We start from the raw sequence: 19,503 nt of genomic DNA, 5'->3' as shown, positions 1-19,503 counted from the left end.
CGAGAGTATCGCGGGGGAGCAGACAGCTCCGGTCAGGCCAGCCCCATCCGATGCGCGAGCACGACGGCCTGCACGCGGTCCCTGGCGCCGAGCTTCTGGAGGATGCGGGAGACATGGGTCTTCACGGTGGCCTCGCCGATGAACAGAGCCCGGGCGATCTCGGCATTGCTGCGGGCGTCGGCGAGCAGGGTCAGCACCTCGGCCTCCCGCTCGGTCAGCGGCTCCGCGAGCACGGGTATCGCGGGCGCCTTCGCCACCGCGCGGGCGGGAGCGGCGCCGGCTTCCGGGGTCGCTCCGGCGAAGCGGGTGAGGACGCGGCGGGTCACCTCGGGTGCCAGCATGCCGTCCCCGGCCGCGAGAGCGCGCACCGCGGAGATGAGATCCTCGGCGCCCGCGTTCTTGAGGAGGAATCCGCTCGCGCCGGCTTCGAGCGCCTGATAGAGATAGTCGTCGCGGTCGAACGTCGTCACGATCGCGATCGCGGCGCCCACCGACGGGTCGGCGACGAGGCGGCGCGTCGCCTCGATCCCGTCCATGTCGGGCATCTGCACGTCCATCGTGATGACGTCGGGGCGCAGCGCGGCGGCCTGCGCGACGGCCTCGGCTCCCGTCGAGGCCTCGCCCACGACGGCGATGTCGGGCTGGGTGTCGAGGATCGTGCGGAATCCCGCGCGGAGGAGGGCGTGGTCGTCGACGAGGAGCACTCGGATCGGCGCGGTCATCGTGCGCCCTCCGGCACGGCCGTGCCGAGCGGCACCCGCGCCCGGACCCGCAGACCCCCGGCGACGCGCGGAGTGACCTCGACGGTGCCGCCGGAGGCTGCCGCGCGCTCGCGCATCCCGAGCTGTCCGAGACCGGGTCGCAGCTGGGCGATGGCGCGGCCGGTGTTCACGACCTCGACCTCCACGCCGTCGTCGTCGTAGCGCACGCGCACGTCCGCGGTCGCCCCCGGTCCGGCGTGCCGACGGGCGTTGGTCAGCGATTCCTGTGCGATCCGGTACAGGTTCACGGCGACGAGCGAGGGAACGGGCACCGGATCGCCGATCACGGTGTACGCGGTGGGGAGACCCGCCTCGGTCGATGCCTGCGCGAGCGCCGCGATGTCGTCGAGGGAGACGGTCGACGCCGACTCGGTCGTGTCGCCGCCGGGAGTGCGCAGCGTCTCCAGCAGCTGGCGCAGCTCCTGGATCGCGTCCCGCGCGGAGGACTCGATCCCGGAGAGGATGCGCGCCGACTGGGCAGGATCGCTCTCGAGCACGAGGCGCGCGGCGCCCGCCTGCACGCCCATCACCGACACGTGGTGGGCGACGACGTCGTGCAGCTCCCTGGCGATCCGCACCCGGTCGAGGGCCACCGCCTGCGCCGCGGTGACCTCGCGCTCGCGCTCCAGTTCGCGGGTGCGCTCTTCCAGCACGGTGCGCTGCTCGGCTGCCGCCCAGGAGCGCTCGCCGAAGTAATAGGCACCGCCGAAGTACAGGGCGTTGAGGAGGATCTGGATGAGCATGAACGCCACGTAGGGCGACATGGCTCCGGCGACGACGTCCGCCTTGTCCGCCTCGCTGATGGCGTCGCGGTACATGGTGATGAGGAGCCACACGAACATGCCGACGATGATGGCGACGCGGACGACGAGGGCCTTCCGGCGATCGTTCATCCAGGCGCCGACCGTGTAGAGCGCGATGAACATCGCGATATTGCCGACGTAGATCTCCGGTACCCGGATCGTCACAGCCGTGAAGTAGGCCAGCGACACCACGACGGCCACGGTGCCGGGCCAGCGCCGTCGGAACCCGAGCGGCGCCGCCACGACGACGGCGTAGACGAGCGCGGTCCACAGCGGAGCCTGCTCGTCGCCGTAGACCTGGGCGATGGAGGAGAGCGCCGCGCTGAGGATCGCGCCGACGAAGAGGACGAGCGCGAGGAGGAGGTCGCCGCGCTGGTCGCGCAGGGTCGGCGTCCGGGTGAAGGCCATCCCTCCACCGTAGGGCGGGGGCTGTCGCGCGGCATCCCCCGTGCGACGGATGCGGGCGGTACGTCTGCCAGGATCAGGTGTGACCTCCTCGACGCGCCCGCGCCTGGCACCGCTCTACCTCGCCGGCTTCACCACCGCGTTCGGCGCGCACGGCATCGCCGCGGCTCTCGGCGCCGAGACCGAGGACATCGGCTGGACGCTGCTGGCGTTCGGTTTCACGCTCGCGCTGTACGACCTCGCCGAGGTGTTGCTGAAACCGCTCTTCGGCGCCCTCAGCGACCGGGTCGGCGTGCGGCCGGTGATCGTCGGCGGGCTGCTGGCCTTCGCCGCGTTCTCGGTCGTCGGTGCCCTCGCTCCGGGCATGTTCGGTCTCGTGATCGCGCGCTTCGGGCAGGGAGCCGCGGCCTCCGCGTTCTCGCCGGCCTCGTCCGCTGCGGTGGCCCGGTTGACGGACGACGCGTCCCGTGGCCGCTACTTCGGGCGCTACGGCTCCTGGAAGAGTCTCGGATACGCGCTCGGCCCGCTGCTCGGCGCGGTGCTCGTGGTGGTGGGAGGGATCCCTGCCCTGTTCTGGGCCCTCGCCGTGCTCGGACTCGCGGCAGCCGGATGGGTGCTCCTCGCCGTCCCCGCCGTGCCCGTGCTGCCGCGGAAGCGGGTGACGCTCGTCGACCTCGGCCGGGAGCTCCTCGCCCCGGGGTTCCTCGTCCCCACGCTCGTGCTGGCGGCCACGACCGGTGCGCTCGCCGTGGCCGTGGGATTCCTCCCGCTGCTCGGGCGACAGGCCGGGCTCGGCACGGTGGGCAGCATGGCGATCGTCACGGTGCTGGCGATCGTGTCGAGCATCGTGCAGCCGTTCGTGGGCGCGGCGCACGACCGCGGTCGGCTCTCCGTCCGTCTCGGGGCGGTCGGCGGGCTGCTCCTGATCGGCGTCGGCATCGGGCTCTCCGCGTTGTGGGTGACGCCGGTCGTGCTGTGCGTCACGGGCGTGCTGGTCGGCGCCGGGGTGGGCCTGGCGACGCCGGTGGCGTTCTCGCACTTGGCGGCATCGACGCCCGCGGAACGCATGGGACGCACGATGGGCAGTGCGGAACTGGGCCGGGAGCTGGGCGACGCGGGTGGCCCGTTGGTCGCCGGGGCCGTGGCGACGGCGACGGTGCCGGCCGTCGGAATCGGCGTCATCGCGGTGCTCACGGCGGGAGCCGGCGCCCTGGCGCTCCTCGGTCTCCGACCGCCGCGCGTCGACGCGCGTCCGGACCAGACCCGGGCGAACGGACACGACGGCGAAGGTCGGAACTATGAAGCGACATGAAGAGCGCCGAGTGCAATACGATCCAGTACTCAGTACTACAACTTCATTCTGAAGCACTGTGGAGAGATCGCGTGCAAGTGAATAAAACCGTGCTGTGGGGAGTAGTGGGGGCGGGGGTGGCCATCTTCCTCGTGGTGATATGCGCGGTCTTGGTCATTCCTGCTCTCACGAAGACACCGGGGCCCGGCGATCAGTTCGAGTTCCCGATCAGCTGGCAGCGATCGAAGGACCCAGACGTCCCGGATGCCGCCAACACAACCATCGAGCTCTACGAGGACGGAACTGCCCAGCTGTCTGAAATCTCATTGGGGCACATCGAGACGTCTGCTGACGCCCGGCTTTGTGTCGCTGACGCCAGCGAGGGAGATGCTGGCGATGCGCGTTGGGAGGTGGACGACGACGGTGTACTTCACGTTCGTAGCGTCGACGGAGAAGCGGTCTTCCTGCCTGGGGCAGGACGGTTCTCGGGCTCCGACTGGTCCGAGCTTCGCGAACCGTTCTGTGACGAGACCTTCGTTGACTTCAGTCCATCGCGGGATGAAGCGGAGGATGCTGCCGCACGGCGTGTGCGGGGTAGCAGTTCTCCGATGGCACCACCTATGAGCTTCGCTCCCGGGACTGCACGTGTCTGCTGAGTCAGTGATCGGACCGATACTGATCGTGATCGGGCTTGCCCTGATGCTCTTCCGCAGGTCTGTTTCCCAGATCTTCCATCACGGCGTGGAGAGGATGTACGGGGAGCCGTTAGCTGATGACGCGATGCCGCCCGGGAGGACGCCGATGAGGATGCTCATCGTCGGGATACTCTTCATCGGCTTCGGCATCTTCACTCTCGTCGGCGCACTTCTGCAGTAGCGGTGGCACAACGCTGACATGGTGATGTCGGGTGAATCGATTTGTCAGGTATTCGCCCGAGAGGCGATAGCCCGATAGCCGAGCAGGCGCTCGATCACGCGGGCCACGCCGTCCTCGTCGTTGGTCGCGGTGGTCTCGTCCGCGGCCTCCTGCACGACGGGTTCCGCGTGCGCCATCGCCACGCCGTGACCGGCCCAGCGGAGCATCTCGACATCGTTGAGGGCGTCTCCGAACGCCACGACGTCGGAGCGATCGATGCCGAGGTGGGTGCAGAGGCGCGCGAGTCCCGTGGCCTTCGTGACGCCCTGCGCCATGACCTCGACGAACGGGGCGCCGGACAGCGTAGCCTCGAAGCCGGTGAGCCCGAGGGACCGCAGGGTCTCGAAGAGTGCGGCGGGCGCGAGCTCGGGGTGCCGGATCACGAGTTTGAGCGTCGGCGCGGCCAGCACCTCGTCCAGCGGGACGCCGCCCATCGTCGCGGGGTCGCGCTTGTGGTCGGACAGCTGCGCGATCGCCGCGTAGCCGTGCTGTGCGATGAACGTCTCGCCGCCCTCCCGTACGCTCGCGAAGAGCAGGCCGGGAACGCTGGCGCGCAGCGCGTCGGCGAGAGTGCGAAGGGTCGCGGGCGGCAGCTCCTCGGCGAACAGCATGCGGCCCTCGGCGAGATGCGTCGCGTACGCGCCATTGCCGCACAGCGCCCACCCGTCGAATCCGGCGTCGGCGGCGATCACGCGAAGGCCGATGGGCTGGCGGGCGGTGACCGGCACCACCGCGACACCGGCGTCCCGCGCGGCATCGATCGCCGCACGGGTGCGCGGCGACACCGCGGATGCGCTGTCGAGCAGCGTGCCGTCGAGGTCGGTCGCGATCAGCCGCATGGGATGGGTCCCTGAGCCTGTCGAAGGGTCAGGAGAAGATCATCGGCAGGTCGTCGTCGGCGTCGTTGCCGCCGAAGTCCACATCGACCACCACGGGCACGTGGTCGCTGGGCTGCTCGCCCTTGCGCTCGTTGCGGTGGATCGACGCGCCGGTGACGGCATCGGCGAACGTCTTCGAGCCGAGGATGAAGTCGATGCGGATGCCCTCGTTGCGCGGGAACTTCAGCCGCTGGTAGTCCCAGTAGGTGTAGCCCTCGGGGAGCAGCGGACGCACCACATCGGTCACCCCCGCGTCGGTCAGGGCGAAGAACGCGTCGCGCTCGGCGGGGGACACGTGGGTGGACCGGCCGACCACGATGTCGGGATCGCCGTTGTCATGGTCGAACGGGATGATGTTGAAGTCGCCGACGAGGGCGAGCGGGAGGTCGGGGTTCGCCGACAGCTCGGCCGCCGTGGACCGCTTGAGCTGCTCGAGCCAATGCAGTTTGTAGACATAGTGCGGGTCATCGAGCGAGCGGCCGTTGGGCACGTACAGGCTCCAGACGCGCACGCCGTCGACCATGACGCCCAGAGCGCGCGCCTCCTGCGGGGCATCCGGGCCCTCGTGGCCCTTCGCGAACCCGGGCATGCCGTCGAAGGCGGTGCGCACGTCGGTCACGGGCAGCCGGCTCGCGATCGCGACGCCGTTCCACTGATTCAGGCCGTGCACCTCGACGTGGTAGCCGGCCTCCTCGAACGGTGCATACGGGAACTGCTCCGGCTTGCACTTCACCTCCTGCATCGCGAGCACGTCGATGTCTTCACGGACGGCGAACTCGACGGTGCGGGTGACGCGGGTGCGGATGGAGTTGACGTTCCAGGTGGCCAAGCGCATGCGTCCAGCCTAGGGTGTGCCTCCTACACTGGATGCCGTGACCGCACTCGACGCAGACCGCCGGACCCTCCTCGCCCTCATCACGGACGAGGCGGTGTTCCACGGCGATTTCACCCTCTCCAGCGGCAAGAAGGCGACGTACTACGTCGACATGCGCAAGCTCACCCTCGACCACCGCGCCGCCCCGGCGATCGGCCGCATCATGCTCGACCTGATCGCCGATCTCGACGTCGTCGCCGTCGGCGGTCTGACGCTCGGCGCCGACCCGATCGCGAACGCCGTCCTGCATGCCTCGGTCGGCACAGACCGTCCGCTCGACGCGTTCGTCGTGCGGAAGGAGCCGAAGGACCACGGCCGCGGTCGCCAGATCGAGGGCGCCGACGTGAAGGGCAAGCGCGTGGTCGTGCTGGAGGACACCTCGACCACCGGGCAGTCCGCGCTCAAGGCGGTCGAGGCGCTCCGCAAGGAAGGCGCGGAGGTCGTCGCCGTCGCGGTGATCGTCGACCGCAAGACCGGCGCGCAGGCCGCCATCGAGGCCGAGGGTCTGGAGTGGCGCGCGGCGTTCGACCTCGACGACCTCGGGCTCGACCCGCAGTGACCCGCTACGCGCTGGCCGTCGATGTGGGCGGCACGAAGATGGAGGCCGCCCTCGTCGCCGACGACGGCGCGCTCGTCCCCGGCAGCCGCAGCCGGCAGCCCACCGGCCGTGAGGCGACGTCGGCGTCGTTGACGGCGGCGGTCGACGCGATCGTGCGGCATGCGCTCGCGGCCCTTCCCGCCGACGCGGAGCTCGTCGGCGCCGGGATCGGCAGCGCGGGTCCCGTGGATCGGACCCGCGGTGAGATCCTGCCGGTGAACATGCCCCTCGCGCGGGGTTTCGGCCTCGTCGACGCGGTCGCCCGTGCGGCCTCGACCGCACTCGGCCGGGAGGTCCCGGCGGTCCTGGGCCACGACGGCGGCGCGCTCGCGCTCGCGGAGTCGTGGCTGGGGGCGACGCAGCAGGCGGGAGCCTCGTTGTCGATCGTCGTGTCCACCGGCGTCGGCGGCGGTTTCGTCGTGGGCGGTGCGTATGTGCCCGGGGCGAGCGGCAACGCCGGGCACCTCGGCCAGGTGCGCCGCGAGGGCGGGCTCACTCTCGAGGAGATCGCCTCCGGACCTGCCAGTGCCGCCTGGGCACGGGAGCAGGGCTGGTCCGGGGCGACCGGGGAGGACCTGGCTCGGGATGCCGCGGCCGGTGTCGCCGTCGCCCGTGCGGCGATCGAGCGCTCGGCCCGCGCCGTCGGGGAGGCGCTGGCCGATGCCGCCACCCTCGTCGACCTCGATGTCGTCGCCATCGGCGGGGGCTTCTCGCAGGTGTCGGCGGACTACATCGACCTCGTCCAGCAGGCTCTCACCGCCAGCGCCGTGCACGAATACTCGCGTCGCACCCGCGTCGTCCGCTCGGGCCTGGGCGACGAGGGGCCGTTGATCGGCGCCGCCGCCCTCGTCCTGCGCTGACGGGAGGCTCAGCTTCCGGACACGAGCAGGCGTCGCGGGGGCCCTTCGAGCCGGGCGACGGCGATCTTCAGGTCCGTGACGTCCGCCGCCACCGCATCGATGCGGGCGCCGAGCTTCTCCTCGACGGTGTCGATGCGGGCGCCGAGCTTCTCCTCGACGGTGTCGATGCGGGCGCCGAGCTTCTCTTCGACGGTGTCGATGCGGGCGCCGAGCTTCTCTTCGACGGTGTCGATGCGCGCGGAGAGCCGGTGGTCGACGGTGCCGAGACGCTCGTCGATGCGACGGATCATCCACGCCCCTGCCGCGAACAGGCTCGCGCCGAGGGTGAGCACGATGCCGATCGCGCTGACGATGATCGTGAGGGTGTCCGCGGACACGGTGCTCCCTTCCTCGGTGCGGCTGTGGCTTCGACGATACGTGGTCGCCGTGCGGGCGCCGGTCGGAATTCCGGCATCTGTGAAGAGGTCGCGTGCAGGCTCGATAGGGGAGGAAGAGTCGGTCACCGCAACGCCGGGACGGCGCGCCCGGAGTGCGACGCCACGAGCATCAGCACGGGGATGATCGCGCACAACACGGCGGACACGAGGAACGTGACGCTCGATGCCGGGTCGCGCCCGATCAGCAGGACCAGCGTGGGCACGAACGTGCCGCCGACCGCGCCGCAGGCCACGAGCGCCCCGGTGACCGCGGCGCTGCGGACCGGATCGAGACGGTCGAGCGCGAGTCCGAGGATGAGTCCGTAGCTCGGGGCCAGCAGGACCACCACGACGGCGAGGATGATCAGCGCTGCGACCGGCTCATCGCCGAGGAGCACGCCGGCGAGCACCAGGAGGACGGCGGCAGCCCCCGTCGCGGTCGCCAGCAGCGCGAGCGGCGGAACCGCCGCGCGCCGGAGCGCGGCGGCGCCGAAGCGGCCGACGGCCATCAGCGCCCAGAAGGCGGAGGTGCCGAGGGCGGCGGCGGCGGGCTCGATAGCGAGCACCCGCTCCGGGATCACGGCCGACCAGCCGGACAGCACGGTCTCCACGCCGACGTAGAGCGGCAGAGCCAGCGCGAAGGGGAGGAGGACGAGCAGGGAGCGGGCGTCCCGTCGCGCCGGGGGCTCGGTCGAACGGGCGAGAGTGGTGGCACCGGCGAGCACCGCCACAGTCGCCAGGGGTACGGTCGCGAGCAGCGCCAGAGCCGGACGGGAACCGGCCCCGAGCGCCACCACGAGCGGTGTGACGGCGGCGCACACGGCGACCGTGCCCATCAGGGCGCTCAGCACCCCGGTCGCGCTTTCGGTGCTGGCGGCCTTGGCGGCCACGGAGCCCGCGGCCTCGACGAGACCGAACCCGAGCCCCGCGAGCGCGGCGGAGGCGATGAAGACGCCCGGATCCGTCGCGAGGGCGACACCGACGATGGCGGCCGCCTGCAGGCTGCTGCCCAGCACGAGCGTCGTCCGCGGCGCGCGTCGCACGAGGAGCGGACCCGACAGCAGCACCCCCACGAGGAGTCCCGCGAAGAGGACGGGCACGGCGGCACTCAGGTCGGCGTCCGTCGTGCGCTCCGCGGAGGGGAGGACGGCAGGGACGAACGCCGCGGTCACGCCGAGGCCGCCGAACGCCGTGAACAGCCCGACGCGGAGTCGGCTCGCGCTCATCTCAGGCACCGCCCGCGCGCACGTGATGCACGGCGGCGAAGGTGTCGCGGAGGGCCTCCATCGAGCGGTCGTAGTTGGACTGCGCGACCCCGATGAAGATGCAGTCGACGACCATGAGCTGGGCGATCCGGCTGCCCAGGGCCCCGGAGCGGAAGCCCGTCTCGCGCGCCGCGGTGGTCAGCACGATGTCGGCCTGACCGGCGAGCGGGGAGCCGGCGTGGTTGGTGATGGCGATGGTCGTCGCGCCCGCCTGCCGGGCGAGCAGGAGGAACTCGATGGTGTCGGTCGTGGCGCCCGTGTGCGAGACGGCGATCGCGACGTTCCCCGGCCCGAGGGTGGCGGCCGAGGTCCACGCGGCGTGCGGGTCAGACCACTCCAACGCCGTCCGCCCGATCCGGGTGAGCTTGCGCTGGAGGTCGAGCCCGACGATGGAGCTCGCGCCCACGCCGAAGATGTCCACCCGGGTCGAGGAGGTGATCGCCTCGACCGTGGCGCGGAGCGCCTCGGTGTCGAGCACCTTGGCGGTGTCGGCGAGGGAGAGCGTCTCGGCGAGCGACACCTTCGCGACGATGTCGGCGAGGGTGTCGTTGCGGTCGATGTCGCCGGACACGGCGGGGAGTGCGGCGGTGTCGAACGTCTCGCGCTCGACCTCCCGCAGCACGTGGTTGCGCAACTCGCGCACATGCTCGTACCCGAGTCGTTTGCAGAACCGCACGACGGACGTGGTCGAGGTGTCGCAGCGGTGCGCGAGCTCCGCGACGGAGAGCCCGGCGGTTCCGGCGGGGTCGGCGAGGAACAGGTCGGCGATGCGCTGTTCGCTCGGACGGAGTTCGGGGCGGAGGGCGCGCATCCGCACGAGCACGAGGTGGGTGCCGGCATCGTCGCGGGCGGCATCGTGGGGCATGGGGTCTCCGATCGGTGTTCATAACACTAGAGGAACTTCTGTTACACGCGTAGGTACTTTCGTGTACTTTTGGTACTTACCCAGACCGACGATGTTCGCGGGGTATCAGGCAGCACCGCCTGATCCGAGCCAGGGCGACGCGGTCCCAGCCAGGAGGAAACAGCATGAGCACAGCACGGTGGGCGTCCCTCGGCGCCCTCACCGCCACGGGCCTCGCCGCGGCGCTCGTCATCACCGGGTGTTCCGCGCCCGCATCCAACCCGTCCGACGGTGGATCGGGCGCCGCCGGCGGCGACCTCGTCATCGGCGTCACGAGCGATCCCGACACGCTCTTCCCGTGGAAGGCCACCCAGTTCCAGGCGGTCAACGTCCTGCAGAACCTGTACGGCACGCTGACCGAGTTCGACGAGGAGCTCAACGTCGTCCCCGGTCTCGCCGAGTCGTGGGACGTCTCCGAGGACGGCCTGACGGTCACCCTCCACCTCCGCGAGGGCGTCACGTTCGCGGACGGCAGCGCGTTCGACTCCGCTGACGTGAAGTACTCGCTCGACGCCATCGCCGACGAGGCGACCGCCGCGGTGGCCGCGAGCTCGCTCGCCTCGGTGGCCGCGGTCGAGGCCACCGACGAGAGCACCGTCACCCTCACCCTCAGCGCCCCCGACGCCGCGCTGCCGGCGAACCTCGCCGTGATCAACATGGCGATGCTCTCGTCGGACGACACCGAGGAGGCGCTCAACACCACTCCGAACGGCACCGGCCCGTTCGTGCTGGAGGACAGGAAGGCGAGCCAGTCGCTCACCCTGGCCAAGAACGACGACTACTGGGGCGACACCGCGCTGCTCGACACCGTCGAGTTCCGCGTGATCCCCGACGAGTCGTCCATCGTGTCGGCGATGCAGTCCGGCAACGTGCAGCTGGCCGTGTTCGACGACCCGCTCGTCGCGCAGACGGCCGAGGGTGCGAACGTCGAGGTCGCCACCACCCCGCAGCTCAGCTACCACGCCCTGCAGCTGAACGCACAGCGCGGCGACCTCGCCGACGTGAACGTGCGCCTCGCGATGCAGTGCGCGATCGACCGCCAGGAGGTGCTCGACACCGCCGCGCTCGGGGAGGGCGAGGTCACCGGTCCGATCACCTCTCCCGCCTTCAAGTCCGACCCCGACGCGCGCCCGTGCCCGGAGCGCGACCTCGACAAGGCGGCCGAGTACCTGAAGAAGGCCGGCAAGGAGGACGGCGTCACCGTCAAGACGATCGTGTCGCAGGGCGAGTACGCCACCTCCGTCAACGAGGCGCAGAACCTCAAGGCCCAGCTCGCCGATGCGAACATCACGCTCGACCTGGAGGTGCTGGAGTCCGGCGCGTTCGTGGACCGCTGGATCGCGGCCGACTTCGACGCCGCGGTCGCCCTCAACGGCGGACGCCCGGACCCGGACGGCATGTACGGCCGTTACTTCACCAGCACCGGCAACCTGAACCAGGTCGCAGGGTACTCCTCGCCTGAGCTCGACGCCCTGTTCGCCGAGGGACGCGAGACGGCCGACCCGGAGAAGCGCAAGGACATCTACGCGCAGGTCTCCGAGAACCTCGAGGACAACGCCGCCTGGATCTGGCTGTTCACCAGCTACACCTACACCGCGACGGCCTCGACCGTCGACGGCTTCACCCCGATGGCGAACGGTTCGCTGCAGTACCTGCGGACCACCTCCATCCAGTAGTGGAACGAGGGGGCGCGGACACCCGCGCCCCCTCGCCTCCCCGACGACAGGCACCCCACCCACGCGCATGTTCAGACAGCTCCTCCGCAACAGCGTGCTGCGACGCATCCTCGCAGCCCTCGGCACCCTCTTCGGCGTCGCCGTCTTCGTCTTCCTGATGCTGCGCGCCATCCCCGGCGACCAGATCAGCTCCGGCCTCGGCACCGAGGCGGCGGCCCTCACCCCGGCGCAGCGTGCCGCGCTCGAGGCGTACTACGGGCTCGACCAGCCGCTCATCGTGCAGTTCTTCTCCTGGCTCGGCAACATCTTCACCGGCAACCTCGGCTTCTCCTCCCGGGCCCAGACCAGCGTGCTCGAGCTCACCGCCGCCGCGCTGCCGGTCACCTTCGAGCTCGCGATCTTCTCGATCGTCATCGCGCTCGCCATCGGCATCCCGCTCGGCATGCTGTCCGCCTCGAAGCCCGACTCGCTGCGTGACGGCGTCGGCCAGGTCGTCGGTCTCGCCGGCCTCTCCATCCCCGCCTTCCTGCTCGGCACGGCGCTGCTCGCGATCCTCGCGCAGTCGCTCGGCTTCAACCCGAACGGCCAGGGCTACGCGCGGCTCTTCGACGATCCGGCCCTGAACCTCCAGCAGATGCTCCTGCCGTCGATCGTGCTCGGCTTCGGCATCGCCGCGCCCATCATGCGCACCACCCGCACCGCGGTCCTGGAGATCCGCGCCAACGACTTCATCCGCACCGCCAGGGCGAAGGGCGTGCCCCCGCGTCGGCTGCAGGTGCGTCACGTGCTCGGCAACGCCCTGGTCCCGATCGTCACGATGACCGGTCTGCAGTTCGGCTACCTGCTGGGCGGGGCGGTCGTGGTGGAGCAGATCTTCTCGCTCCCCGGCATCGGGCGCCAGGTGCTGCTCGGCATCCAGCAGAAGGAGTACGCGCTCGTGCAGAGCACCGTCCTGGTGATCGCGCTCGCCTTCGTCATCGTCAACCTGCTCACCGACCTGCTCTACCGGGTCATCGATCCCCGGGTGCGTGCCGCATGACCGACATCTCTCAGACCCCGGCCCTCGCTCCCGGCGGCGGGCGCACGATGGAGCGCGTGCGTCTCCTGCTGCGCAGCCGCAGCGGTCTCGCCGGCCTCATCATCGTCGTGCTGCTCGCGGTGCTGAGCCTCGTCTCGGCGTTCGGCCTGCTGCCGTTCGACCCGCTCGCGCAGGACCCGCCGTCCCGGCTGCAGCCGCCGTCCGCGGTGCACTGGTTCGGGACCGACCAGTTCGGCCGCGACGTGTTCTCCCGGGTGGCTGCCGGCGTCGCCAACTCGGCCCTCATCTCCGTGGTCGCCGTGGCGTTCGCGACCGTGGTCGGCACGGTGTGCGGACTCATCGCCGGCTTCTACCGCGGCTTCTCCGACGGGGCGATCACCGCGGTCACCAATGTGCTGTTCGCGTTCCCGCCGCTGCTGCTCGCCCTGTCGCTCGCGTCGGTGTTCGACCGCAACTGGTTCACGATCGCCGTGGCCATCGCCATCGTCTACGTGCCGATCTTCATCCGCGTCACTCGCGGCCCCGTGCTGTCGCTGCGCGAGGTGGAGTACGTCAAGGCGGCCAAGAGCACCGGTCAGGCGCGGATGGCGACCATGTTCCGCCACGTGCTGCCGAACATCACCTCGATCATCATCGTGCAGGTCACGCTGTCGCTCTCGTGGGCGGTGCTGACGGAGGCATCGCTGAGCTTCCTCGGACTCGGCACCCCGCCGCCCGCGCCGTCTCTGGGGTCCATGATCTTCGAGGCGCGCACCCTCGTGACCATCGCCCCGTGGACCATGATCGCCCCCGGCGTGATCGTCGTGCTCCTCGTCGTCGGCCTGAACCTGCTGGGCGACGGGCTGCGCGACAGCCTCGATCCGCGGAACCGGGGCAAGCGATGATCGCGGAAGACCTCGGCGCCCTCGCCACCGAGGCGAGCGATCCCCGGTACGCCCGCCTCGACCAGATGAGCGTGGCCGAGCTCGCGCAGACCATGAACGAGGCCGACGCCACCGTGCCCGCGGCCGTGCAGCGCGCTCTCCCGCAGATCGTCCCGGCGATCGAGCAGACGGCCGCGCGCATGGCGCAGGGCGGGCGCCTGGTGTACGTGGGCGCCGGCACCCCCGGACGCATCGGGGTGCTCGACGCCTCCGAATGTCCGCCCACGTTCAGCACGCCGCCGGAGCTCGTGTTCGCGATCATGGCGGGCGGTCCCGGCGCGATCGTGAACCCCGTCGAGGGCGCGGAGGACGACGCCGACGCCGGCGCCGCCGCGATCGACGAGGCCGGCATCGGCCCGCTCGACACCGTGATCGGCATCGCGTCCAGTGGTCGCACGCCCTATGTCGTCGCGGCCGTCCGGCGAGCGCGTGAGCGCGGGGCGCTCAGCATCGGCCTGTCGTGCAATACCGGCACCGTGCTGAGCGCGACCGCGGAGCACGGCATCGAGGTCGAGGTCGGCCCCGAGGTGCTCTCCGGCTCCACGCGACTGAAGTCTGGCACGGCGCAGAAGCTCGTGCTGAACATGTTCTCGACCATCGCGATGGTCCGGAACGGCAAGGCCTACGGCAACCTGATGGTCGACGTGAAGGCCACGAACCACAAGCTCCGCGAGCGGGCGATCCGCATGGTGCGGACGATCGCCGCTGTCGATCGCGACACGGCGGCCCCCGCGCTGGAGAGCTCCGGGTGGGATGTGAAGCTCGCCTCGATCATGATCCGCCGCGGGGAGGACCTCGCCGCGGCCACCGACCGACTCGCGGCAGCAGGCGGCCGTCTGCGCACCGCACTGGAGGAGAACTGATGCGCGTCCTGGGACTGATCTCCGGCACTTCGCACGACGGGATCGATGCCGCCGTCGTCGACTTCGCCACCAACGGGGGCTTCACGGCGCACGGCGTCGACCTCCGGGGCACGGTGCTCGCCTCCACGAGCATCCCCTACGATCCCGAGCTGCGGGCACGCCTCATCGCCGCGCTGCCCCCGGCGCAGACCACCCTGGCCGAGGTGGCCGAACTCGACACCCTCATCGGGCAGGCGTTCGCCGACGTGGCGGCCGACATCGCGGCGGAGGTCGGCGGCGTCGACGCGGTGTGCTCGCACGGCCAGACCGTGTACCACTGGGTCGACGGCGCGCACGCGCTCGGCACCCTGCAGATCGGGCAGCCCGCCTGGATCGCCGAGAAGACCGGTGCGCCCGTCGTCTCCGACATCCGTATCCGCGACATCACCGCGGGCGGCCACGGCGCGCCGCTCGTGTCGTTCCTCGACGAGCTGCTGCTCCGCGGCCGCGCCGGCGTCTCGGCGGCGCTGAACCTCGGTGGCATCTCGAACATGACCGTCGTCCGCCCGGACGGCCTCGTCGCCTACGACATCGGCCCCGCGAACGCGCTGGTCGACGCGGTCATCGTCGCGCACGATCTCAACCCGCTCGGCTATGACGACGATGCGGCGATCGCCCGGACCGGACGGGTCGACGAGGCGCTGCTGGACGCCATGCTCGCGGACCCCTACTACGCCCTCACCCCGCCGAAGAGCACCGGCAAGGAGCACTTCCACCTCACCTACGTGCAGGAGCACCTCGCGGCACAGGGACGCGAGATCGCGGTCCCCGACGTCGTGCGCACGCTCACCGAGCTCACGGTCCGCACGGTCGCCCGCGACGTCGAGGCCGCCGGGATCGGGTTCCTCGCGGTGTCCGGCGGCGGCTGCCGCAACCCGCTGCTCCTGGAGGGGCTGCGGACCGCGCTGCCGCAGACCGAGGTCGTGCTGGCCGACGAGCTCGGCGCCCCCGCCGACAGCAAGGAGGCCATCCTCCTCGCGCTCATCGGCTGGTCGACCCTGCACGGCGTCCCCGCGATCGTCCCCGGCGGGACGGGGGCGCGCGAGCCGCGCATCCTCGGCACGATCACGCCCGGCGCCGGCCCGCTGCAGATGCCCGAGCCGGTGGCGGCCATCGACTCCCTCACCCTCACGGAGGCGGCGGGATCGTGACCGTCGTCGAACGGATACGCGTGCTGCGGGTGCCTGCGCCGCTGGCCCGCCCCTTCGTCACGGCCGTCCGTCGCACGGCCCACCTCGACGTCGTGCTCGTGGAGGTGACCGACGCCGGCGGCCGCCGCGGATACGGGGAGGCCGCGACGAGCTGGCGCGTCACCGGGGAGAGCCCCGAGAGCGTGGCGGCTGTGGTCGCCGGTCCCCTCGCCGACGCCGCGCTCAGGCGCTCGGTCGACGATCCCGGGCTGCCGGACGCCCTCGCCGCGGCCGCCTGGGGCAACGCCGCCGCACGCAGCGCGGTGGCGTGCGCGCTCGCCGACCTCACCGCGCAGCACCGAGACGAGCCGCTCGCACAGACGCTCGCCACGGACGGAGACGCGCCCGCGCGCATCCGCACCGACATGACGCTGTCGGTGGCGGAGCCGGCCGCGCTGGCCGCGACCGCCGTCGAACATGCGGCGGCGGGATTCCGCTGCCTCAAGATCAAGGCGTCCCAGGACCACGACACGGTCGCGGGGCTCCAGGCAGTCCGTGCCGCCGTCGGCCCCGACATCGCCCTGCGCGTGGACGCGAACCAAGCGTGGGACGCCGGGACCGCGATCCGCGTCATCCGGGCGGCGGAGGACGCCGGCGTGGGTCTCGAGCTCGTCGAGCAGCCCGTCGCCGCGCGCGACCTCGACGCGCTGGCGGTGGTGACCGCGGCCATCGACACCCCGATCATGGCGGACGAGTCCGTCCGCACCGCGCAGGATGTCCGCGACATCGCCGCGCGCGGGGCTGCCGAGCTCGTGAACGTCAAGCTCGCCAAGACCGGCGGGCTCAGCGAGGCGCTCGCCTGCGTGCAGGCCGCCCGTTCCGCCGGCCTCGGCGTCGTCGTGGGCTGCATGATGGAGTCGCACGTGGGTGTGGCCGCCGCGGCGCATCTCGCCGCCGCCGTCGCTCCGGACGTCGTGCACGACCTCGACGCGGCATCGTGGCTGCGCCGCTCCCCGGTGACCGGAGGGCTCACCGCCGACGCGGAGTGGCTCACCCTCGCCCCGGCCGCAGGACTGGGGATCACCGGGATCGCCCCCGATGCCGAGGTGCTGCTCGACCGCTCCCGGACAGGGGTTCTCGTATGAGCGCTGCCGAGGCGATCGCCGCCGTCCTCGCCGGGCCGACCGCGCCGCGGGGAGCCGTCGCCGGTGTCGCCACCCGCACGAGCCGGGACACGGCCGCCGGCGGTTTCGCCGACCTCGCGGGGACGCCGGTCACGACGGACACCGCGTTCGACCTCGCCTCGGTCACCAAGGTCGCCGGGACCACCACCGCCATCCTCCGGCTGGCCTCCCGGGGCGACCTCCGACTCGACGATCCGGTCGACCGCTTCGTCCCCGGCACCGCCTGCGCACCAGGGACCACCGTGCGCCATCTGCTGCTGCATCGGGCGGGACTGTGGGAATGGCAGCCGCTGTACCTCGACGGCGCGCACGCCGATGGCGCGGCCGCCGCAGATGCCCTCCCGCTCCGCTACGGCGTGGATGAAGGGCGGCACTACTCCGACCTGGGCTTCCTGATCCTCGGCCGCATCGTCGCCGCCGCGACCGGCCTCTCCCTCGACGCGGCCGTGCGCGAGCTCGTGACCGAGCCCCTCGGCCTCACACGCACGGGCTACGGGCCCGTCTCCGGTCCGGTCGCGTCATCCGCGGGCGACGGGGATGCCGCTGAGCGACGCATGGTCGCCACCGGCACGCCCTACCCGATCCTCACCTCTCGTCGGCACTTCCCCTGGCGTGAGGGGGAGATCACCGGTGTCGTCAACGACGGCAACTGCTTCCACGCCCTGCGCGGCGTCTCCGGGCACGCCGGCCTCTTCGGCACGGTCGACGACCTGCTCACTCTCGGCGTCGCGCTCGCCGATGCCGACGCGCACCCGGACCTCTGGGACCCGGCACTCGTGGCCGAGCTGTTCCGCGACGGCCCCGACCCCGGTCAGGCGCTCGGCTGGCGCAGTGACACCGTCACCGCCGGCGGACGACCGGTCCGGATGCTCTGGCACCCCGGATACACCGGCTGCGCCCTGGGCGTGGTCCCCGCCACCGGAGCCGCCGTCGTCCTGCTCGCGAACCGGCTGTTCGCGAGCGAGGTCGCCCCCACCGAGACCCTCTGGCGCGCAGCGCTGCCCGCACTCCTGGACCCCGAAGGAACGAGTACCCCATGAGCACCACTCCGCCCGTGCTGAGCATCGACGGCCTCGCGGTCGCCTTCCGGACCGGCTCCGAGCTGGTCACCGCCATCAGCGACATCTCGATCGACATCGCCGCCGGGGAGACGGTCGCCGTGGTCGGCGAGTCCGGCTCCGGGAAGTCCACCACGGCGGCTGCGGTCAACCGTCTGCTGCCCGAGAACGGCGTCATCACCGCGGGCAGCATCCGATTCGACGGCCGCGAGCTCACCGACCTCCCCGAGAACGCGATGGTGTCCCTCCGCGGGGCCGGCATCGGCCTCGTGCCGCAGGACCCGATGTCGAACCTCAATCCCCTCATGCGCGTCGGCGAGCAGATCGGGGAGGCGCTCGAAGTCCACGGGCATACCAGCGGCGACGCGACGAAGACCCGCGTGGTCGAGCTGCTGGAGATGGTCGGGATCCCCGATGCCGCCCGCCGGGCGACCCAGTATCCGCACGAGTTCTCCGGCGGCATGCGGCAGCGCGTGCTCATCGCGATGGGACTCGCCTGCAAGCCGCGGCTGCTCATCGCTGACGAGCCCACCTCGGCGCTCGACGTCACCGTGCAGCGGCGGATCCTCGACCAGCTCGATCAGCTGACCGACGAGCTGGGCACCGCGGTGTTCCTCATCACCCACGATCTCGCTCTCGCCGCCGAGCGCGCCGACCGGATCGTCGTGATGTTCCGCGGCCGTGTCGTCGAGGAGGGGACCTCAGCGCAGGTCCTGGGGAACCCGCAGCACGAGTACACCCGGCAGCTGCTCGCGGCCGCGCCGAGCCTGGCGTCCCGCCGCGACGCCCTGCCCTCACGCGAGATCGCCGCCGACGCCGTGCCCTTCGTCGAGATCCGCGACCTGCGCAAGGAGTTCCCGCTCCGGAACGCGAAGGCCGGGGAGCCGCAGACCTTCACGGCGGTCGACGGCGTGAGCTTCTCGATCCGCCGCGGCACGACCGTGTCCATCGTGGGCGAGTCGGGCTCGGGCAAGTCCACCACGGCGAACATGGTGCTGGGACTGGAGGACGCGACCTCCGGGTCCATCCTCTTCGACGGCACCGACCTGACGACCCTCCGCCGCAAGGCGCTCTTCGCGCTGCGCCGCCGCGTCCAGCCCGTCTTCCAGAACCCCTACGCCTCGCTCGACCCGCGGTACACCGTGGAGCAGTCGATCGCCGAGCCGCTGCGCGTGCACCGGATCGGCACCGCGGCCTCCCGGCACGCCCGCGTCCTGGAGCTCCTGGAGCAGGTCGCCCTGCCCGCGGCCATGGCCGAGCGGCTGCCGCACGAGCTCTCCGGCGGACAGCGGCAGCGGGTCGCGATCGCCCGCGCCCTGGCCCTGGAGCCCGAGCTCGTCGTGCTGGACGAGGCGGTCTCCGCGCTCGACGTGCTGGTGCAGGCGCAGATCCTCGACCTCCTCGCCGACCTGCAGAAGCGCCTCGGGCTCAGCTACCTCTTCATCAGCCACGACCTCGCCGTCGTGCGCATGATCTCCGACGAGGTGCACGTCATGCAGCGCGGCGTCGTGGTCGAGAGCGGCACCCCGGAGAGCATCTTCGACACGCCGCAGCACCCGTACACCCGGGAGCTGCTCGCCGCGATCCCCGGGGCGTCGCTCGCCTCCTGAGACGTCCAGGC

Annotated in this window: 20 protein-coding genes; 13 read left to right on the top strand and 7 right to left on the bottom strand. The window is 71.5% G+C overall.

Annotation, left to right across the window (positions count from 1 at the left end; all coding sequences use genetic code 11):
- Positions 1-32: 32 nt before the first annotated feature.
- Complete coding sequence (locus ACIGJI_RS14105; RefSeq protein ID WP_363446284.1) at positions 33-722, bottom strand: response regulator transcription factor; 690 nt, start codon at positions 720-722, stop codon at positions 33-35.
- Positions 719-1,972, bottom strand: a complete 1,254-nt coding sequence (locus ACIGJI_RS14100) for a sensor histidine kinase (RefSeq protein WP_259953838.1) — start codon at positions 1,970-1,972, stop codon at positions 719-721. Before ACIGJI_RS14100 ends, ACIGJI_RS14105 begins: the two co-directional genes overlap by 4 nt.
- Positions 1,973-2,021: 49 nt before the next feature.
- Here ACIGJI_RS14100 and ACIGJI_RS14095 point away from each other — a divergent pair, with 49 nt between their 5' ends.
- The 3 genes from ACIGJI_RS14095 to ACIGJI_RS14085 are packed head-to-tail and all read left to right on the top strand — an operon-like array spanning position 2,022 to position 4,136.
- Entirely contained in the window at positions 2,022-3,281 is a 1,260-nt protein-coding gene (locus tag ACIGJI_RS14095) for an MFS transporter (protein ID WP_396667036.1), read from the top strand.
- Positions 3,278-3,916 (top strand): hypothetical protein, encoded by a 639-nt coding sequence (locus ACIGJI_RS14090; protein ID WP_363446288.1) that lies wholly within the window; start codon positions 3,278-3,280, stop codon positions 3,914-3,916. Before ACIGJI_RS14095 ends, ACIGJI_RS14090 begins: the two co-directional genes overlap by 4 nt.
- Before the next feature lie 4 nt (positions 3,917-3,920).
- Positions 3,921-4,136 carry a hypothetical protein gene (locus ACIGJI_RS14085; RefSeq protein ID WP_396667035.1) on the top strand — a complete coding sequence of 72 codons (216 nt, stop codon included), beginning with the start codon at positions 3,921-3,923 and terminating at the stop codon, positions 4,134-4,136.
- Between the two features lie 44 nt (positions 4,137-4,180).
- Here ACIGJI_RS14085 and ACIGJI_RS14080 read toward each other — a convergent pair whose 3' ends face one another.
- Together ACIGJI_RS14080 and ACIGJI_RS14075 are read right to left on the bottom strand one after the other, a co-directional pair.
- A complete protein-coding gene (locus ACIGJI_RS14080; RefSeq protein WP_363446292.1) occupies positions 4,181-5,014 on the bottom strand; it encodes a Cof-type HAD-IIB family hydrolase in 834 nt (277 codons plus the stop codon).
- Between the two features lie 28 nt (positions 5,015-5,042).
- On the bottom strand, positions 5,043-5,888 hold the full coding sequence (locus ACIGJI_RS14075) for an exodeoxyribonuclease III (RefSeq protein ID WP_363446294.1): 846 nt from the start codon (positions 5,886-5,888) through the stop codon (positions 5,043-5,045).
- Between the two features lie 37 nt (positions 5,889-5,925).
- Here ACIGJI_RS14075 and pyrE point away from each other — a divergent pair, with 37 nt between their 5' ends.
- Positions 5,926-6,486, top strand: a complete 561-nt coding sequence (pyrE, locus tag ACIGJI_RS14070; RefSeq protein ID WP_187662600.1) for an orotate phosphoribosyltransferase — start codon at positions 5,926-5,928, stop codon at positions 6,484-6,486.
- Positions 6,483-7,385 carry an ROK family protein gene (locus tag ACIGJI_RS14065; RefSeq protein WP_363446296.1) on the top strand — a complete coding sequence of 301 codons (903 nt, stop codon included), beginning with the start codon at positions 6,483-6,485 and terminating at the stop codon, positions 7,383-7,385. The genes pyrE and ACIGJI_RS14065 overlap by 4 nt, the downstream gene beginning before the upstream one ends.
- A gap of 8 nt (positions 7,386-7,393) precedes the next feature.
- Here the strand turns inward: ACIGJI_RS14065 and ACIGJI_RS14060 are convergent, their stop codons facing one another.
- The 3 genes from ACIGJI_RS14060 to ACIGJI_RS14050 all read right to left on the bottom strand — a co-directional run bounded on the left by ACIGJI_RS14060 (position 7,394) and on the right by ACIGJI_RS14050 (position 9,931).
- The gene (locus tag ACIGJI_RS14060; protein WP_363446298.1) at positions 7,394-7,762 is read right to left on the bottom strand and encodes a hypothetical protein; all 369 of its coding nucleotides are present in this window, start codon (positions 7,760-7,762) and stop codon (positions 7,394-7,396) included.
- 122 nt (positions 7,763-7,884) lie between these two features.
- Entirely contained in the window at positions 7,885-9,027 is a 1,143-nt protein-coding gene (locus ACIGJI_RS14055) for a sugar MFS transporter (protein ID WP_259953850.1), read from the bottom strand.
- Position 9,028: 1 nt separating this feature from the next.
- Positions 9,029-9,931, bottom strand: a complete 903-nt coding sequence (locus ACIGJI_RS14050) for a MurR/RpiR family transcriptional regulator (RefSeq protein WP_187662596.1) — start codon at positions 9,929-9,931, stop codon at positions 9,029-9,031.
- 164 nt (positions 9,932-10,095) lie between these two features.
- Between ACIGJI_RS14050 and ACIGJI_RS14045 the strand changes: the two genes are divergently transcribed.
- The 8 genes from ACIGJI_RS14045 (at position 10,096) to ACIGJI_RS14010 (ending at position 19,492) form a co-directional block, all read left to right on the top strand.
- On the top strand, positions 10,096-11,646 hold the full coding sequence (locus tag ACIGJI_RS14045) for an ABC transporter substrate-binding protein (RefSeq protein ID WP_187662595.1): 1,551 nt from the start codon (positions 10,096-10,098) through the stop codon (positions 11,644-11,646).
- 67 nt (positions 11,647-11,713) lie between these two features.
- On the top strand, positions 11,714-12,685 hold the full coding sequence (locus ACIGJI_RS14040) for an ABC transporter permease (RefSeq protein WP_187662594.1): 972 nt from the start codon (positions 11,714-11,716) through the stop codon (positions 12,683-12,685).
- The gene (locus tag ACIGJI_RS14035) at positions 12,682-13,569 is read left to right on the top strand and encodes an ABC transporter permease (RefSeq protein WP_187662593.1); all 888 of its coding nucleotides are present in this window, start codon (positions 12,682-12,684) and stop codon (positions 13,567-13,569) included. The genes ACIGJI_RS14040 and ACIGJI_RS14035 overlap by 4 nt, the downstream gene beginning before the upstream one ends.
- Complete coding sequence (gene murQ / locus ACIGJI_RS14030) at positions 13,566-14,471, top strand: N-acetylmuramic acid 6-phosphate etherase (protein ID WP_363446301.1); 906 nt, start codon at positions 13,566-13,568, stop codon at positions 14,469-14,471. The genes ACIGJI_RS14035 and murQ overlap by 4 nt, the downstream gene beginning before the upstream one ends.
- Positions 14,471-15,661, top strand: coding sequence for an anhydro-N-acetylmuramic acid kinase (locus ACIGJI_RS14025; protein WP_363446303.1), 1,191 nt, complete (start codon positions 14,471-14,473; stop codon positions 15,659-15,661). The genes murQ and ACIGJI_RS14025 overlap by 1 nt, the downstream gene beginning before the upstream one ends.
- A complete protein-coding gene (locus ACIGJI_RS14020) occupies positions 15,658-16,785 on the top strand; it encodes an enolase C-terminal domain-like protein (RefSeq protein ID WP_363446305.1) in 1,128 nt (375 codons plus the stop codon). Before ACIGJI_RS14025 ends, ACIGJI_RS14020 begins: the two co-directional genes overlap by 4 nt.
- A complete protein-coding gene (locus ACIGJI_RS14015; protein ID WP_187662590.1) occupies positions 16,782-17,864 on the top strand; it encodes a serine hydrolase in 1,083 nt (360 codons plus the stop codon). Before ACIGJI_RS14020 ends, ACIGJI_RS14015 begins: the two co-directional genes overlap by 4 nt.
- Positions 17,861-19,492 (top strand): ABC transporter ATP-binding protein, encoded by a 1,632-nt coding sequence (locus ACIGJI_RS14010; protein WP_363446307.1) that lies wholly within the window; start codon positions 17,861-17,863, stop codon positions 19,490-19,492. Before ACIGJI_RS14015 ends, ACIGJI_RS14010 begins: the two co-directional genes overlap by 4 nt.
- Positions 19,493-19,503: the final 11 nt, after the last annotated feature.

Source organism: Microbacterium sp. NPDC064978, from assembly GCF_044543605.1.
GTDB lineage: Bacteria > Actinomycetota > Actinomycetes > Actinomycetales > Microbacteriaceae > Microbacterium > Microbacterium meiriae.
This window is presented reverse-complemented; position numbering and strand designations above follow the sequence as displayed.